The following is a 15,616-nucleotide window of genomic DNA, read 5'->3' on the forward strand; positions in this document are numbered from 1 at the left end:
AGAATCGTTTCCTGCAACGGAAACATTCAAATAAAAAATCTAGCCAGGTCGGCTAGTTACTCACTCGTTGCTCAGTTTTGAGAGTTCAAACTCTCAAACGTTTGGTGGCGATAGCGAAGGGGTTCCACACGTTCCCATCCCGAACACGACCGTTAAGCCCTTCAGCGTCAATGGTACTTGGACCGCAGGGTCCTGGGAGAGTAGAACGCCGCCAAGCGTAACCCATTTTGGGTTCAAATAGTATATGTAATGTGGGCCCTTAGCTCAGTTGGTTAGAGCGCACCTCTGATAAGGGTGAGGCCGGTGGTTCGAGTCCACCAGGGCCCACCATCTATACCTTTAAACTTTATATGGGGCCATAGCTCAGCTGGGAGAGCGCCTGCCTTGCAAGCAGGAGGTCAGCGGTTCGATCCCGCTTGGCTCCACCAAAAATGTTTTACAAGTTTGTTCTTTGAAAACTAGATATCGAAACGAAACAAACGCGAATTAGAACATTCCTTTAAGCTGAACTTGTGCAAACAAGTCAAGTGTATAAAGGTAGTTAAATTGCTTTTGTGAGGGTATCGGGTGAGAGCGACTTTTGGCTTTGCGCAAGCAAAACAAGGGAAGCGAGCGACCGAAACCGGAACAAAATGGTTAAGCTACTAAGAGCACACGGAGGATGCCTAGGCGCTAGGAGCCGATGAAGGACGTGGCGAACAACGAAACTGCCTCGGGGAGCTGTAAGCAAGCTTTGATCCGGGGGTGTCCGAATGGGGAAACCCAGCTGGGGTAATTTCCAGTTACTCACAACTGAATACATAGGTTGTGTAGAGGCATACCAGGGGAACTGAAACATCTAAGTACCCTGAGGAAGAGAAAACAATAGTGATTCCGTCAGTAGCGGCGAGCGAACGCGGAGAAGCCCAAACCAAAGAGCTTGCTCTTTGGGGTTGTGGGACGTCTCACATGGAGTTACAAAGGAACCGGTTAAGCGAAGAGGTCTGGAAAGGCCCGCCAAAGAAGGTAAAAGCCCTGTAGTTGAAAGTCTGTTCCCTCCGAGACGGATCCCGAGTAGTGCGGGGCACGTGAAACCCCGTATGAATCCGGCAGGACCATCTGCCAAGGCTAAATACTTCCTAGCGACCGATAGTGAAGCAGTACCGTGAGGGAAAGGTGAAAAGCACCCCGGAAGGGGAGTGAAATAGAACCTGAAACCGTGTGCTTACAAAAAGTCAGAGCCCGTTTTAGGGGTGATGGCGTGCCTTTTGTAGAATGAACCGGCGAGTTACGTTCCCGTGCAAGGTTAAGGTGAAGAGCCGGAGCCGCAGCGAAAGCGAGTCTGAATAGGGCGACTTAGTACGTGGACGTAGACCCGAAACCGGGTGATCTACCCCTGTCCAGGGTGAAGGTGCGGTAACACGCACTGGAGGCCCGAACCCACGCATGTTGAAAAATGCGGGGATGAGGTGGGGGTAGCGGAGAAATTCCAATCGAACTCGGAGATAGCTGGTTCTCCCCGAAATAGCTTTAGGGCTAGCCTCGGAAAACAGAGTCGTGGAGGTAGAGCACTGATTGGGTGCGGGGCCCGCAAGGGTTACCAAGCTCAGTCAAACTCCGAATGCCATAGACTTACTTCCGGGAGTCAGACAGTGAGTGCTAAGATCCATTGTCAAAAGGGAAACAGCCCAGACCATCAGCTAAGGTCCCCAAGTGTGTGTTAAGTGGGAAAGGATGTGGAGTTGCACAGACAACCAGGATGTTGGCTTAGAAGCAGCCATCATTGAAAGAGTGCGTAATAGCTCACTGGTCGAGTGACTCTGCGCCGAAAATGTAACGGGGCTAAACACACCACCGAAGCTATGGCTTGATGCTTTGCATCAGGGGTAGGGGAGCGTTGTATAAGGGTTGAAGGTGTACCGTAAGGAGCGCTGGACATTATACAAGTGAGAATGCCGGTATGAGTAACGAAAAGATCAGTGAGAATCTGATCCGCCGAAAGCCTAAGGGTTCCTGAGGAAGGCTCGTCCGCTCAGGGTAAGTCGGGACCTAAGGCGAGGCCGAAAGGCGTAGTCGAAGGACAACAGGTCGAAATTCCTGTACCACCGTAAGCCGTTATGAGCAATGGGGGGACGCAGTAGGGTAGTGACGCGGACTGATGGATGTCCGTCTAAGCAGTAAGGCTGATGTGTAGGCAAATCCGCACATTGTAAGGCTGAGCTGTGATGGGGAGCGAAAATTATAGTAGCGAAGGTCATGATCTCACACTGCCAAGAAAAGCCTCTAGCCAGGTGATGGTGCCCGTACCGCAAACCGACACAGGTAGGCGAGAAGAGTATTCTAAGGCGCGCGGAAGAACTCTCGTTAAGGAACTCGGCAAAATGACCCCGTAACTTCGGGAGAAGGGGTGCCCCGGTAGTGTGAATAGCACGAGGGGGCCGCAGTGAAAAGGCCCAAGCGACTGTTTAGCAAAAACACAGGTCTGTGCGAAGCCGTAAGGCGAAGTATACGGGCTGACGCCTGCCCGGTGCTGGAAGGTTAAGGGGAGTGGTTAGGAGCAATCCGAAGCTGTGAACCGAAGCCCCAGTAAACGGCGGCCGTAACTATAACGGTCCTAAGGTAGCGAAATTCCTTGTCAGGTAAATTCTGACCCGCACGAATGGCGTAACGACTTGGGCGCTGTCTCAACGAGAGATCCGGTGAAATTTTAATACCTGTGAAGATGCAGGTTACCCGCGACAAGACGGAAAGACCCCATGGAGCTTTACTGCAGCTTGATATTGAATTTGGGTACGATCTGTACAGGATAGGTGGGAGCCTTTGAAACGTGAGCGCCAGCTTGCGTGGAGGCAACGTTGGGATACCACCCTGATCGTATCTAGGTTCTAACCTGGTACCGTAATCCGGTGCGGGGACAGTGTCAGGTGGGCAGTTTGACTGGGGCGGTCGCCTCCTAAAGAGTAACGGAGGCGCCCAAAGGTTCCCTCAGAATGGTTGGAAATCATTCGAAGAGTGCAAAGGCATAAGGGAGCTTGACTGCGAGACCTACAAGTCGAGCAGGGACGAAAGTCGGGCTTAGTGATCCGGTGGTACCGCATGGAAGGGCCATCGCTCAACGGATAAAAGCTACCCTGGGGATAACAGGCTTATCTCCCCCAAGAGTCCACATCGACGGGGAGGTTTGGCACCTCGATGTCGGCTCATCGCATCCTGGGGCTGAAGTAGGTCCCAAGGGTTGGGCTGTTCGCCCATTAAAGCGGTACGCGAGCTGGGTTCAGAACGTCGTGAGACAGTTCGGTCCCTATCTGTCGTGGGCGTAGGAAATTTGAGAGGAGCTGTCCTTAGTACGAGAGGACCGGGATGGACGTACCGCTGGTGTACCAGTTGTTCCGCCAGGAGCACCGCTGGGTAGCTATGTACGGACGGGATAAACGCTGAAAGCATCTAAGCGTGAAGCCCCCCTCAAGATGAGATTTCCCAGTATGTAAGACCCCTTGAAGACGACGAGGTAGATAGGCTGGGGGTGGAAGTGCAGCAATGCATGGAGCTGACCAGTACTAATCGGTCGAGGGCTTATCCAATAGCAAGTTCTAAATCGCATGTTTCGTTTCGAATCTAGTTTTCAGGGAGCAATCCTTGAATGATGTTGATGATTGTTATTTGGAGAGATACCCAAGTGGCTATAAGGGGACCCTCTGCTAAGGGGTTAGACTGCGTAAGCGGTGCGAGGGTTCGAATCCCTCTCTCTCCGCCATCTTTACCTAAAGATGGACAAGCAATCAAGACACAATTAATATGGCGGTGTAGCTCAGCTGGCTAGAGCGTACGGTTCATACCCGTAAGGTCGGGGGTTCGATCCCCTCCGCCGCTACCATATTACCCAGGAGGCTTAGCTCAGCTGGGAGAGCATCTGCCTTACAAGCAGAGGGTCGGGGGTTCGATCCCCTCAGCCTCCACCATATACGCCGGTGTAGCTCAACTGGTAGAGCAACTGACTTGTAATCAGTAGGTTGGGGGTTCAAGTCCTCTCGCCGGCACCATTAATGCCTGGAACCGTGGTGTAGTTGGCCTAACATGCCTGCCTGTCACGCAGGAGATCGCGGGTTCGAATCCCGTCGGTTCCGCCATTAATCCTAAAAATTAAATATGGCTCGGTAGCTCAGTCGGTAGAGCAGAGGACTGAAAATCCTCGTGTCGGCGGTTCGATTCCGTCCCGAGCCACCTTTAATCCCTGGAGGATTAGCGAAGTGGCCAAACGCATCAGACTGTAAATCTGCTCCCGTACGGGTTCGGTGGTTCGAATCCATCATCCTCCACCAGTTTTATGAGTCATTAGCTCAGTTGGTAGAGCACCTGACTTTTAATCAGGGTGTCGAAGGTTCGAGCCCTTCATGACTCATCTTTAAGAAAAGAGTGATTAATCATTAATTTGATTAGTTGCTCTTTTTTTGTTGTGTAATTTTAGCTCAATATGGATATTTATTAATGCTGGGCAAGATATGATAAACTAATAGAAAACATGCAGAGTGGTGACGTTCATTATATGAAGCTCATACCTGATCTAAAACAGCAAATTGAAGTCATTATAGGCACAAATTTGGACGAATATGAAATTACAATAGAAGAATGGATGCAATCTGTTGCCAATCTAGTTGGTAATCATGAAAATTCAGAGACCTTTGGTGATGAAGGTGAGCGTCAGGAGTTATCTGATCAATCTGCATCTCCAATTTCATCCGATGTGATCAGTTTGAATACGGGAAAGCGTATATTTTTTAAGGTTCGAATGAATGAGCAAGAAGAGACTGTCGTGTGTTGGGGATGCCCTGCAAAATCTATTACCGTGGAGACACGACAATTGATTGAGCTTTTGATCCGCACTAACACGGCTCTACCCGATGAGGTACAGCCTGTTGTATATGAGAATGATAGGGAGCAGTATTTGACTGAATTGGGTCTCTGGCTTAAAGAGCAGATCGAAGAACCAACCAAGCAGGAATCTGAAGCGGTTCCTGATCGCTTTGTGGTGCCCGCAGGATTAAATGCTGAGAAGATTCTGTTCTTGCTGCAAGGCGATACACCGGATGCACATCGTTTACGGTCCAAGGAACTCAACAAGTTGCTTGAGAGTTACTTTGGCGAGGAGATAGTCTTGATTCCTTTGGGGGAGCAAGAGTGGATTTTCATGGGTGATAAGGAAATTGTTACAGAAGAAGCCGAGGAAGATACAACGGAAGCCAAAAAGGATTCGCTGAACGCCTTTTGTCTGGGGTTACATGAATTGGTTGCCAGTGAGTGGGCTGGGGTGTTCCATCTGTCTGCATCTCTGCCATGCATTCCTGCGCAACAACTTGTATCGGTCACAACTCTTCTTAGAGAGAGTGTTCACTTAGGGAGAGCATTCCATGTTACGCAGCATATTCATCTCCCATGGGATCTTCACCTGGAGAGGTTGGTAGCGAGCATTCCAGATGATCAACGTATACGTTTTATAAAGGAAACTGGCAAAGACACGGTAATCTTCAATGACAGTGAGACACTTGCTACGCTGGAGACCTTTTTTAGCCTGGACTGTAATGTCAGCGAGACAGCGAAACGACTTTTCATTCATCGTAATACGTTGGTATACCGTCTGGACAAGATCAAACAGGAGATTGGCTATGATGTGAGGCACTTCGAAAGTGCCGTTCTAGTGCAGTTTTTACTACTAATGTACAAAGTGACGAAAAAGCATTGATATTTTTGTGCAGTTTGCGAATAGTCAAACCTCACGTAGATAGGGTATTATAAAAATACAAATTGTATTCGATTATAAAATGATCTCTGAGGAGGCAACAATCATGGCTGGAGTACGTTTAGAGCATATTTTCAAAAAATACCCGGGTTCTGATAAAGCAACTGTAGTTGACATTAACCTGGACATTAAAGATAAAGAATTTCTGGTACTGGTAGGTCCGTCCGGTTGTGGTAAGTCAACAACACTTCGTATGATCGCAGGCCTTGAGGAAATTTCTGAAGGTAAACTCTATATCGGTGACCGTGTCGTTAATGATGTTGCACCTAAAGACCGCGATATCGCGATGGTATTCCAATCCTATGCCTTGTATCCACATATGAGCGTATATCAAAACATGGCGTTTGGTTTGAAATTGCGTAAGGTTAAAAAAGATGAGATCGACAAACGTGTACGTGAAGCAGCTAAAATCCTGGATATCGAACATTTGCTTGAGCGTAAACCTAAGGCATTGTCCGGTGGTCAACGTCAACGTGTCGCTTTGGGACGTGCGATTGTCCGTGATCCACAAGTGTTCTTGATGGATGAGCCTCTCTCCAACTTGGATGCCAAACTGCGTGGTCAAATGCGTGCTGAGATCACTAAACTTGCGAAACGTTTGGAAACAACTGTTATCTACGTAACGCATGACCAGATCGAAGCTATGACGATGGGTGATCGGATCGTTGTTATGAAGGATGGTATCATCCAACAAGCAGCTTCTCCGGAAGAGTTGTATAACCTGCCGGCTAACCTGTTCGTAGCTGGTTTCATCGGTTCCCCGACAATGAACTTTATCTCGGGTAAACTCGCTGAGCAAGGTACTAGCATGCATTTCATAGCTCCTGGTGTGGATGTTGAAATCCCGCAAGGTAAAGCACAAGTGTTGAAATCTAGAGGATACATTGGTAAAGAAGTGATTCTGGGTGTTCGTCCAGAAGACATTCACGAAGAGCCAGTATTCCTGGAAGCATCCCCGAACTCTGTATTCTCTACACACGTAGATGTTACAGAGAACCTGGGTCACGAAATGCTCCTCTACTTGAGCGGTGTTGGTAATGATACAACGATCGCACGTGTAGACGGACGTTCTAACACTCGTGATGGTTCCACAGTTAAAATGGCCATCGACATGAACAAAGTTCATATCTTTGACAAAGAGACTGAAGTGAACGTACTTCTTCAAGACAAATAATACTGGGATTCCTCGGTGACGATGGAACCTGACAGTTAACGCAATTATACATTGTAATGAGAGCCCCTTCCGTTATTGCTGGAAGGGGCTTTTTTAAGATTAATGAATTTATAAGTTTCGACAGAGTTGAAGGATTAATAATCGTAAGAAAAACACCCCTTAAACTACGAATGTAGTATCCTAGAAGGTGCTTCGATCAGAAGACTTTTCTTACTAATGGTTGTCGGAGGCTGCGATTGCATTCATCCCGGAATTCATTTAAGATTATTTGAAGGTCTGTCTTCATATATTTGAGAGAATCGACTGTTGGAAGGGTATGCATTCTGTACCCCATGTTGTGAATGCGCTAATAATGGAAATAACTGATACACGATCTGATGTACATAGAGGGACAGCTAATGCTGAAAGGAAGAGACAAATGGCGAAAAAAGTGAAAGTATCTGAACTGGTGCAGCAATTTCAGTTGGAGGTTGTTTCTGGATCTCACGGATTGAAAAGAGTCATTACGGTAGATGACCTGAACCGTCCTGGTCTGGAAATGGCCGGTTATTTTGAATACCATCCACAAGAACGGGTACAGCTGCTTGGAAGAACGGAGTTAGCTTTCTTTGCAATGTTACCTGAGCAAGAGCGGCGAGATCGTATGCAACGTCTTTGTACGGAAGAGACGCCTTGTATCGTTGTCACGCGTGGACTGGAAGTTCCGCAAGAGCTGATTGATATCAGTGAAGAGCAGAATCTGGCTGTACTTCGCAGCAACATGGCTACTACGATTCTATCCAGCCGGATCACAGGATTCCTGGAAAAGAAATTGGCACCAACAGCAACCATTCACGGTGTACTTTGTGATGTCTATGGCGTAGGTATGCTGATCACAGGTAGTAGCGGTATTGGTAAGAGTGAAACAGCGCTTGAACTGGTGAAACGTGGACACCGACTGATTGCCGATGATGCGGTAGAGATCCGCCAAACGTCAGATTTTCAGCTGCACGGTACTGCACCTGAATTGATCCGCCACTTGCTCGAGATTCGAGGTGTCGGTATTATCAACGTCATGACATTATTCGGGGCTGGTGCGGTTCGGAATAACAAACGGATTACTTTGGTTGTACGTCTGGAAGCATGGCAGCAGGATAAACAATATGATCGTCTGGGTCTGGATGAAGAGACTACACGTATCATTGATACGGATGTACCTCTCGTTACGATTCCTGTTCGTCCGGGACGGAACTTGGCGGTTATTATTGAAGTGGCAGGTATGAACTATCGCCTGAAACAGATGGGTCTGAATGCTGCACTGCAATTCACGAATAAGCTGACAGCAACCATCTCGGAAGATATGGAAGACATGGATTAAGAAACATTTTATACAAGGAAATGAAGATAAATGGTTGACATGTACTGCTTCTCTTAAGGCGCAGTGTATGCCAACCATTCGTCATGCGTGCGATTGATTGAATAAATAGGAGTGTGAATGAATGGATACATTATTACTGTTGAACCCGATTGCGTTCTCTATTGGAGCGTTAAAGGTTCACTGGTACGGGCTTATTCTTGGTGCCGCGGCACTTATAGGACTCCTGCTCGTGATCCGGGAGGGCAAACGTTACAATATTCCACAGGAAGTGTTCATGGACATGGTCTTGCTGGGCGTGCCTTCTGCCATCATTGGTGCCCGCATCTACTACGTCGCATTTAAGTGGGAAGATTATAAGGATAATTTCTGGGATGTCTTTAAAATATGGAATGGCGGTATAGCCATCTATGGTGCCCTTATTGGTGCTATTATCTGTGCAGTTATTTTCTTCCGTCGTAAAGGATATAACTTCTGGCGTATGGCCGATATCTGTGCGCCTGGACTGCTCGTTGGACAGTTGATCGGACGCTGGGGGAACTTTGTGAATCAGGAAGCCTACGGCGGACCTGTAGAAGAATCATTTTTGAGAGACAAGCTTCATCTGCCGGACTTTATTGTGAATCAAATGAACGTAGAAGGCGTATTCCACCATCCTGCGTTTTTGTATGAATCGATGTGGAGTCTCGTTGGTCTGGTCTTGCTACTGGTTCTGCGTCGTCAGAAGTTTCTGCGTTCAGGTGAACTGTTCATGTCTTATTTCATCTGGTACTCTATCGGTCGCTTCTTTATTGAAGCTTTGCGTACGGATAGTCTGGGCTTCCAGGCTCCGCAGTGGGTTGCTTCATTAGTGAACGGGCTGTGGTCTCCAATGACTGCAATGGGCTTTGAACAAGGATATCTTGATCCTGCTTACGGTAACGTAAGAATCTCGCAACTGCTCGCGATTGGCATCATTATTGTTGCTGTTGTATTCATTGTGGTGAGAAGAGTGACAGGTAAAGCAGATGTTCGATATAGTGATCCGATTGTATCGTCCAAAGTTACCTCAGATGATATGGAGCATACGGGAACAGTTGCTGGCAAAGAGAATAAGTTAACACCTCCAGCCAAAGATGAATCCAAGCAAGTTGATGATAAAAAGGAGTAATGCAACATGATTGACACGGTATTGTTTGATCTGGATGGAACAATTATTGATACCAATGAGTTGATTATCAGCTCATTCCAGCATGTCATGGGGGGATGGGAGCATTCAGCTCCATGGACACGGGAACAGATCATTCCACATATGGGTGGCACACTGGAGCAGCAAATGCGCACTTTCTCTGGCCAGGAGGAAGTCTCCGAGTACGTGAAAGGTTACCGTGCTTATAATGATATCCATCATGAAGCGATGGTTAGACCATTTCCACATGTTATTGAGGTAGTAGAGGCGCTGCATCAGGCGGGCATTGTGATGGGTGTGGTCACAACCAAGATTCGTCCATCTACATTAAAGGTGTTGGAGCGTTTTGACCTATTGAAGTATATGAAGACGATTGTAACAGTGACCGATGTGACGAATCCGAAGCCGCACGCTGAACCGGTACTGAAAGCGATGACGGAACTGGGTGCAGATCCTGCCAAAACGTTAATGGTGGGTGACAGTCCAGTGGATATCCAATCGGCACAGAATGCGGGCGCACTCTCGGCGGGGGTTGCATGGTCTCTTAAAGGAGAAACAATCCTGAACGGATATGGACCCGACTATATGTTGCATGACATGAGAGACTTGTTGAAACTCATCCGTATTGAAACGGGACGTTCATGAGAAAAGTAACCCGCTATCCGGTAGAGGACCAGAATGCACTTTGGCATATCTACAAGACAGTGAGTCCGTGGAAGGGCGTTCGTAATTTTATCTGGATCCAGTTGTCACGTTACTGTCCGATCCTATCGGTGAAGAATTGGATTTACCGCCGAATGCTCGGTATGAAGGTGGGAAAACACACGGCCTTTGGCCTGATGGTGATGGTGGATGTGTTTTTTCCGGAGAAAATAACGGTCGGCGAAAACTCGGTCATCGGTTACAACACAACGATTCTCGCTCATGAGTATCTCATTAAGGAGTACAGACTCGGTGAGGTGATTATCGGGGAAAATGTACTGATTGGTGCTAACACAACGATTCTGCCCGGGGTAACCATAGGGGATGGAGCCGTTGTGGCTGCTGGAGCAGTCGTACATAAGGATGTTGCACCAGGAGCTTTTGTTGGAGGTAATCCACTTCGTGATTTATCCCGCGCGGCAGCTTCTACGGAAGAAACTGTCTTTAACACGGATGATTCTTCTCAGGGTAGTGTGCATTGAGTCAATAAAGTAATGAATGAAGATGAATCAATGAAGATGATTCGAAGTAAAAAGCTGCTGACGGCAGCTTTTTTCGTATATAAATACCGATTGGCGAGCGTTACGGTGTGTATATAAAACGATATGTCGATCCAAGGGCAATCAAGCTTTGGTATTGTTGACGGTAGTGCGGATTTCATGTTATCATATCCCATATCCTTTAGTTTGTTAGCACTTTACCATGTGAAAGTATTCTTGAAGAAATGAAGCATGATAAGGATTGAACTAAACCAATAGTTGAAGGCTTATGCGATAATACTGTGATTCAGGTTTATAAGATAGAATGGGGATTTACACTACATAAATCCTGTTGAAATAGAACGAGTGCAACTCTTAAATTACTGACTCGGGGTGAATATTACCAATGTCCAAACCAAAAGGTTTTGAAAAACCGACCGGATTCCGCGATTATACACCACATGTAGTATCCAAGCTGCGGACGATTGAACGCAATGTACTGGAATGTATGGAACGCTGGGGTTACCGTCAGATCATCACACCAACGATTGAATATTACGACACGGTAGGTGTGGCAAGCTCTACATCAGATCGCAAATTGTTTAAATTATTGAACAGCCGTGGAACCACGCTGGTGCTGAGATCGGATTTAACAGCTCCAATTGCACGCGTCGTTTCATCCATGCTCAAAGATGAGCAGTTGCCGCTGCGTCTGTCCTATCATGCGAACGTATTCCGTTCTATTGAAGAGGAAGCTGGACGTGAAGCTGAATTTTTCCAGACGGGCGTGGAGCTGGTTGGAGACGACTCACCTGAGGCGGATGCAGAAGTTGTTGCGCTTGCGATTGCCTCTTTGCAGGCAGCGGGAGTGTCTTCTTTTAAAATAGCGATGGGTCATATGGGATTCCTGAACGGATTACTGGAGGAAGTGATTCCAGGCCAGACCGCTGAGCAGGAGCAATTGAAGGAAGGGCTGCTCGGACGTGATTATGTCGGCTATCGCCAGTCGATTGAAGCATTGAATCTGGAGCCGAAGTTGAAAGAACAGCTTGAAGCGATCCTTCGTCTGCGTGGTGGCAAGGAAGTATGCACACATGCGGTAGAGCTAAGTTCAAGTGCTGAAGCAGCACAGTCGATTGCACATCTGTGTGCCGTATTCGAAGTGTTGGAAGCGTACGGTGTATCCGAGCATGTGCTGATTGATCTGACGATGATCGGTGATTTCTCCTATTATACGGGCATGACCTTTGAAGGGTATGCAGCCGAACTGGGATCTCCGGTATGTAGCGGCGGACGGTATGATAATCTGTTACAACAGTTTGGTCGTTCATTGCCAGCTACAGGATTTGCACTGAAAACGAACCGTATTATTGATGGTGTTCATGGCATTACGATTGAAGAGAAAAAAACGATACTTATCCAATATACCCCGAAACGTCGGGCTGAGGCACTAACAGAAGCGGCAAGATTACGCAGTATGGGACAAAATGTAGTGACACTCCTTCTTCCTGAAGATGGGGCTGGGGCAAGTGCCGTATCGGTTGAAGCAAGAACCGCTCAGGCTGAGCAGGTTATTACTTACGGATCTGAAGAAGGAGGACGCTGAGATGTCGGATATTCTGAAGGTGGCCATGCCGAAGGGCCGAATCTACAAAAAAGCCTCCAAATTGTTTCGTGAAGCGGGGCTGGATATTCCAGAAGACGTAGACGATACACGCAGATTGGTCATTGAAGTACCGGAAGCGGGAATGGAATTCATTATGGCTAAGCCAGTAGATGTTCCAACATATGTGGAGTACGGTGTTGCCGATATCGGAATTGTTGGTAAAGACGTGCTGCTGGAGGAAGATCGGGATGTGTACGAACTGTTGAATCTGGGAATCGCTCAGTGCCGTATGTCTGTGATCGGACTTCCAGACTGGAAGCCAGGCATCCAGCAACGTGTCGCAACGAAGTATCCGAGGATTGCTTCGCAGTATTTCCGGGAGCAGGGACAGCAGGTCGAGGTGATCAAGCTGAATGGTTCCATTGAGCTGGCACCCCTGATTGGTCTGGCAGACCGGATTGTCGATCTGGTGGAGACTGGTCAGACGCTGCGAGAGAACGGACTGGTGGAGATGACGGGCATTCTGGATATCACGAGCCGTCTTATCGCCAATCGGGTAAGTTATCGGATGAAAAATGCACGAATCCAGGCTTTGTGTGATGCACTTCAGCAGGTCATACCGGCATCGAATGAGATATCGGCGGGAAGCTTTCGGGGATAAATTACTGCGTTGGAAACATAGATGAGAAACATACAAAGCAGAAGCAGAAGCAAAATTAAGAGTAAGAGACAAAATAAAGAAGCAAATCGGCCACATGAAGGCAGGTATACAGAGGATGAGGAGGTTGTACGTATGAAAATTGTACCTGCACGGGAGTTTGATCTGAAGCGGGAAGTGGAGTATGGCACGCCGGAGCAAAATGAAACGGTACGGCGTATTGTCAGCGACATTCGCCGTGAGGGTGATACGGCACTGCTGCGTTACACGGAGCAACTGGACCGCACAAAGCTGACGGCCGCGGAATTGCGCGTGCCGCAGGAAGAGCTACAGGCGGCTTATGCAGCCGTGGAGCCATCCTTTGTGACGGCGATCCGGCAAGCCGCCGCCAACATTCGTGCGTTTCATGAGAAACAGAAACGCAACTCGTGGATGGATTGGCAGCCGGACGGCAGCCTGCTGGGCCAGGTCATCCGACCGCTGAAGCGGGTCGGCGTCTATGTACCTGGCGGCAAAGCAGCGTATCCATCGTCTGTGCTGATGAATGTGATTCCGGCACAGGTGGCAGGCGTGCCGGAGATTGTTCTCGTGACGCCGCCGTCAACGAACGGTGGCGAAGGTATTAACCCGTACATCCTCGTTGCTGCTGCGGAAGCAGGCGTGAGCGAGATGTACCGGGTTGGCGGCGCTCAAGCTATCGCCGCCTTGGCTTACGGCACGGAGAGTATTGCACCGGTCGACAAGATCTGTGGACCGGGCAATATTTACGTGGCGCTCGCGAAGCGCGAGGTGTACGGTGCGGTCGATATCGATAGTATCGCCGGGCCGAGTGAGATTGTGGTGCTCGCCGATGATACGGCGAATCCGGTGTACGTCGCCGCCGACCTATTGTCGCAGGCGGAACATGACGAGATGGCATCGGCCATTCTCGTCACGAATTCGGCCACGCTGGCGGAAGCCGTGCAGGGCGAAGTGCAGCGGCAGCTTGAAGTGCTGCCGCGGCGGGATATCGCTGCTGCTTCCGTGGAGCAGTATGGCGCGATTATTGTGGTCGATTCCATTGATGAAGGGATCGACGTGGTGAACCGGCTTGCACCGGAGCATCTGGAGATCATGGTGCAGGAGCCGATGGCTTACGCTGGCCGGATCGAAAATGCCGGAGCGATCTTCCTCGGCCCGTACAGCTCGGAGCCGGTAGGGGATTATTTTGCCGGACCCAATCACATTATTCCGACCAATGGAACTGCACGATTCAGTTCACCAGTGGACGTGGATGATTTTATCAAGAAATCGAGTCTGATCTATTATAGTAAAGAAGCGCTGCTGCAGAACGGAGCGGCTATTATAGAGTTGGCCCGCCATGAGGGTCTTGAAGGGCATGCCCGTGCAATCGCTGTACGGTTAGAACAGGAAGGAAAGGCGGAATCGGACAATGGATAAGCAAAATAATGGTGTGGAACTTGAAAACAAAGGTGCAGTGCGCCAAGCAGAGGTTGACCGCAAAACAAACGAGACCAATATCCAATTGGCCTTTAATGTAGATGGAACAGGACAATCCACGATTGAAACGGATGTACCTTTCCTGAATCATATGCTGGATCTGTTCACAAAGCACGGACAATTCGACCTGAACGTGCAGGCCCGCGGAGATATTGATATCGACGATCATCACACGGTTGAAGACATCGGAATCTGTCTCGGACAGACGTTGCGAGAAGCGTTGGGTGACAAACGTGGAATTAAGCGTTACGCCAGTGTTTTTGTACCAATGGACGAGGCACTCGCTCAGGTCATTATTGATGTGAGCAACCGACCGCACTTTGAATACCGTGCAGAATACCCTTCCCAACAGGTAGGCAGTTTCTCCACGGAGCTGGTACATGAATTCCTATGGAAATTGGCGCTGGAAGCTCGGATTACGTTACATGTCATTGTGCACTATGGTCAGAACACCCACCACATGATTGAAGCGATCTTTAAAGCATTGGGACGTGCACTGGATGAAGCAACGATGATTGATCCACGTGTAACGGGTGTGCCTTCCACGAAGGGAGTGCTGTAGACGATGGCGATTGCAATTGTCGATTACGGTATGGGTAACCTGCACAGCGTCGGCAAAGCGGTCGAACGTCTTGGCTACGAAGCGCTGGTCACGGGTGACCGGGAAGAGATTCTTGGCGCAGATGGTGTCATTCTGCCAGGCGTAGGTGCTTTTGGTGATGCAATGGTTCATCTGCGGGAGAGTGGACTGGATACGGTGGTGAAGGAAGCCGCTGCCGGGTCCAAGCCACTGCTCGGTATCTGTCTGGGCATGCAATTATTGTTCAGCTCAAGTGAAGAGCATGGCGAGCATGAGGGACTGGATATTTTTCCAGGTAAAGTGGTGCGATTCGAACCAGGAGAGCTGAAAGTTCCTCATATGGGATGGAACCGTTTGGAATTCCTGCACGCGGAAAATCCTCTATTTACGGGGCTTGAAGCAGGTCACGTCTATTTTGTCCATTCCTATCATGCGCTTACTGAAAACAGGGACGATCTGCTGGCGGTAACGGATTACGGACATCCGGTGACAGCCATTGTAGGCAGAGGATCCAACTTCGGCATGCAATTCCACCCGGAGAAAAGTGGAGAGCTTGGTATAAAGCTGCTCGGTAACTTTTTGGCTCTGACAGGAGCACCTGTACAAAGGTAAAACATCATCT

Annotated in this window: 11 protein-coding genes, 10 tRNA genes and 2 rRNA genes; all 23 read left to right on the forward strand. The window is 48.6% G+C overall.

Going from position 1 to position 15,616, the window contains the following annotated elements:
- Nucleotides 1–100: 100 nt before the first annotated feature.
- Nucleotides 101–217: ribosomal RNA gene (gene rrf, locus MHI55_RS00685) — 5S ribosomal RNA — on the forward strand.
- Nucleotides 218–253: 36 nt separating this feature from the next.
- A tRNA-Ile gene (locus tag MHI55_RS00690) sits at nt 254–330 on the forward strand.
- A gap of 22 nt (nt 331–352) precedes the next feature.
- A tRNA-Ala gene (locus MHI55_RS00695) sits at nt 353–428 on the forward strand.
- Between the two features lie 206 nt (nt 429–634).
- Nucleotides 635–3,560: ribosomal RNA gene (locus tag MHI55_RS00700) — 23S ribosomal RNA — on the forward strand.
- 81 nt (nt 3,561–3,641) lie between these two features.
- Nucleotides 3,642–3,733: transfer RNA gene (locus tag MHI55_RS00705), tRNA-Ser, on the forward strand.
- A gap of 43 nt (nt 3,734–3,776) precedes the next feature.
- Nucleotides 3,777–3,853 (forward strand) — tRNA-Met (locus tag MHI55_RS00710).
- Between the two features lie 9 nt (nt 3,854–3,862).
- Nucleotides 3,863–3,938: transfer RNA gene (locus MHI55_RS00715), tRNA-Val, on the forward strand.
- Between the two features lie 5 nt (nt 3,939–3,943).
- Nucleotides 3,944–4,019, forward strand: a tRNA-Thr gene (locus MHI55_RS00720).
- Nucleotides 4,020–4,028: 9 nt separating this feature from the next.
- A tRNA-Asp gene (locus MHI55_RS00725) sits at nt 4,029–4,106 on the forward strand.
- Nucleotides 4,107–4,127: 21 nt separating this feature from the next.
- Nucleotides 4,128–4,200: transfer RNA gene (locus tag MHI55_RS00730), tRNA-Phe, on the forward strand.
- A 12-nt stretch (nt 4,201–4,212) separates the two neighbouring features.
- Nucleotides 4,213–4,298 (forward strand) — tRNA-Tyr (locus tag MHI55_RS00735).
- A 7-nt stretch (nt 4,299–4,305) separates the two neighbouring features.
- A tRNA-Lys gene (locus MHI55_RS00740) sits at nt 4,306–4,378 on the forward strand.
- Nucleotides 4,379–4,498: 120 nt separating this feature from the next.
- Complete coding sequence (locus tag MHI55_RS00745) at nt 4,499–5,716, forward strand: helix-turn-helix domain-containing protein (protein WP_253504746.1); 1,218 nt, start codon at nt 4,499–4,501, stop codon at nt 5,714–5,716.
- 103 nt (nt 5,717–5,819) lie between these two features.
- Nucleotides 5,820–6,947, forward strand: a complete 1,128-nt coding sequence (ugpC, locus tag MHI55_RS00750; protein WP_017691279.1) for a sn-glycerol-3-phosphate ABC transporter ATP-binding protein UgpC — start codon at nt 5,820–5,822, stop codon at nt 6,945–6,947.
- Between the two features lie 418 nt (nt 6,948–7,365).
- On the forward strand, nt 7,366–8,304 hold the full coding sequence (gene hprK, locus MHI55_RS00755) for an HPr(Ser) kinase/phosphatase (RefSeq protein ID WP_017691278.1): 939 nt from the start codon (nt 7,366–7,368) through the stop codon (nt 8,302–8,304).
- A 121-nt stretch (nt 8,305–8,425) separates the two neighbouring features.
- Complete coding sequence (lgt, locus tag MHI55_RS00760; RefSeq protein WP_036616160.1) at nt 8,426–9,451, forward strand: prolipoprotein diacylglyceryl transferase; 1,026 nt, start codon at nt 8,426–8,428, stop codon at nt 9,449–9,451.
- A gap of 6 nt (nt 9,452–9,457) precedes the next feature.
- On the forward strand, nt 9,458–10,114 hold the full coding sequence (gene ppaX, locus MHI55_RS00765; RefSeq protein WP_100526425.1) for a pyrophosphatase PpaX: 657 nt from the start codon (nt 9,458–9,460) through the stop codon (nt 10,112–10,114).
- Nucleotides 10,111–10,653 carry a DapH/DapD/GlmU-related protein gene (locus tag MHI55_RS00770; protein ID WP_036616162.1) on the forward strand — a complete coding sequence of 181 codons (543 nt, stop codon included), beginning with the start codon at nt 10,111–10,113 and terminating at the stop codon, nt 10,651–10,653. The genes ppaX and MHI55_RS00770 overlap by 4 nt, the downstream gene beginning before the upstream one ends.
- Nucleotides 10,654–11,056: 403 nt before the next feature.
- A complete protein-coding gene (locus MHI55_RS00775) occupies nt 11,057–12,256 on the forward strand; it encodes an ATP phosphoribosyltransferase regulatory subunit (RefSeq protein ID WP_036674773.1) in 1,200 nt (399 codons plus the stop codon).
- Between the two features lies 1 nt (nt 12,257).
- Entirely contained in the window at nt 12,258–12,917 is a 660-nt protein-coding gene (hisG, locus tag MHI55_RS00780; RefSeq protein ID WP_036674770.1) for an ATP phosphoribosyltransferase, read from the forward strand.
- A 132-nt stretch (nt 12,918–13,049) separates the two neighbouring features.
- The gene (gene hisD / locus MHI55_RS00785; RefSeq protein WP_340018866.1) at nt 13,050–14,354 is read left to right on the forward strand and encodes a histidinol dehydrogenase; all 1,305 of its coding nucleotides are present in this window, start codon (nt 13,050–13,052) and stop codon (nt 14,352–14,354) included.
- Entirely contained in the window at nt 14,347–14,976 is a 630-nt protein-coding gene (gene hisB / locus MHI55_RS00790) for an imidazoleglycerol-phosphate dehydratase HisB (protein WP_036674766.1), read from the forward strand. The genes hisD and hisB overlap by 8 nt, the downstream gene beginning before the upstream one ends.
- Nucleotides 14,977–14,979: 3 nt before the next feature.
- Nucleotides 14,980–15,606, forward strand: a complete 627-nt coding sequence (gene hisH, locus MHI55_RS00795; RefSeq protein WP_340388309.1) for an imidazole glycerol phosphate synthase subunit HisH — start codon at nt 14,980–14,982, stop codon at nt 15,604–15,606.
- The last annotated feature ends 10 nt before the right edge of the window (nt 15,607–15,616 follow it).

Source organism: Paenibacillus sp. FSL E2-0151 (assembly GCF_037993015.1).
Taxonomy (GTDB): domain Bacteria; phylum Bacillota; class Bacilli; order Paenibacillales; family Paenibacillaceae; genus Paenibacillus; species Paenibacillus amylolyticus.

Excerpts from the sequence above, each read along its gene's own strand:
- MHI55_RS00745 (WP_253504746.1), top strand. The coding sequence starts at position 4,499 with ATGCAGAGTGGTGACGTTCATTATATGAAGCTCATACCTGATCTAAAA.
- ugpC (WP_017691279.1), top strand. The coding sequence starts at position 5,820 with ATGGCTGGAGTACGTTTAGAGCATATTTTCAAAAAATACCCGGGTTCT.
- hprK (WP_017691278.1), top strand. The coding sequence starts at position 7,366 with ATGGCGAAAAAAGTGAAAGTATCTGAACTGGTGCAGCAATTTCAGTTG.
- lgt (WP_036616160.1), top strand. The coding sequence starts at position 8,426 with ATGGATACATTATTACTGTTGAACCCGATTGCGTTCTCTATTGGAGCG.
- ppaX (WP_100526425.1), top strand. The coding sequence starts at position 9,458 with ATGATTGACACGGTATTGTTTGATCTGGATGGAACAATTATTGATACC.
- MHI55_RS00770 (WP_036616162.1), top strand. The coding sequence starts at position 10,111 with ATGAGAAAAGTAACCCGCTATCCGGTAGAGGACCAGAATGCACTTTGG.
- MHI55_RS00775 (WP_036674773.1), top strand. The coding sequence starts at position 11,057 with ATGTCCAAACCAAAAGGTTTTGAAAAACCGACCGGATTCCGCGATTAT.
- hisG (WP_036674770.1), top strand. The coding sequence starts at position 12,258 with ATGTCGGATATTCTGAAGGTGGCCATGCCGAAGGGCCGAATCTACAAA.
- hisD (WP_340018866.1), top strand. The coding sequence starts at position 13,050 with ATGAAAATTGTACCTGCACGGGAGTTTGATCTGAAGCGGGAAGTGGAG.
- hisB (WP_036674766.1), top strand. The coding sequence starts at position 14,347 with ATGGATAAGCAAAATAATGGTGTGGAACTTGAAAACAAAGGTGCAGTG.
- hisH (WP_340388309.1), top strand. The coding sequence starts at position 14,980 with ATGGCGATTGCAATTGTCGATTACGGTATGGGTAACCTGCACAGCGTC.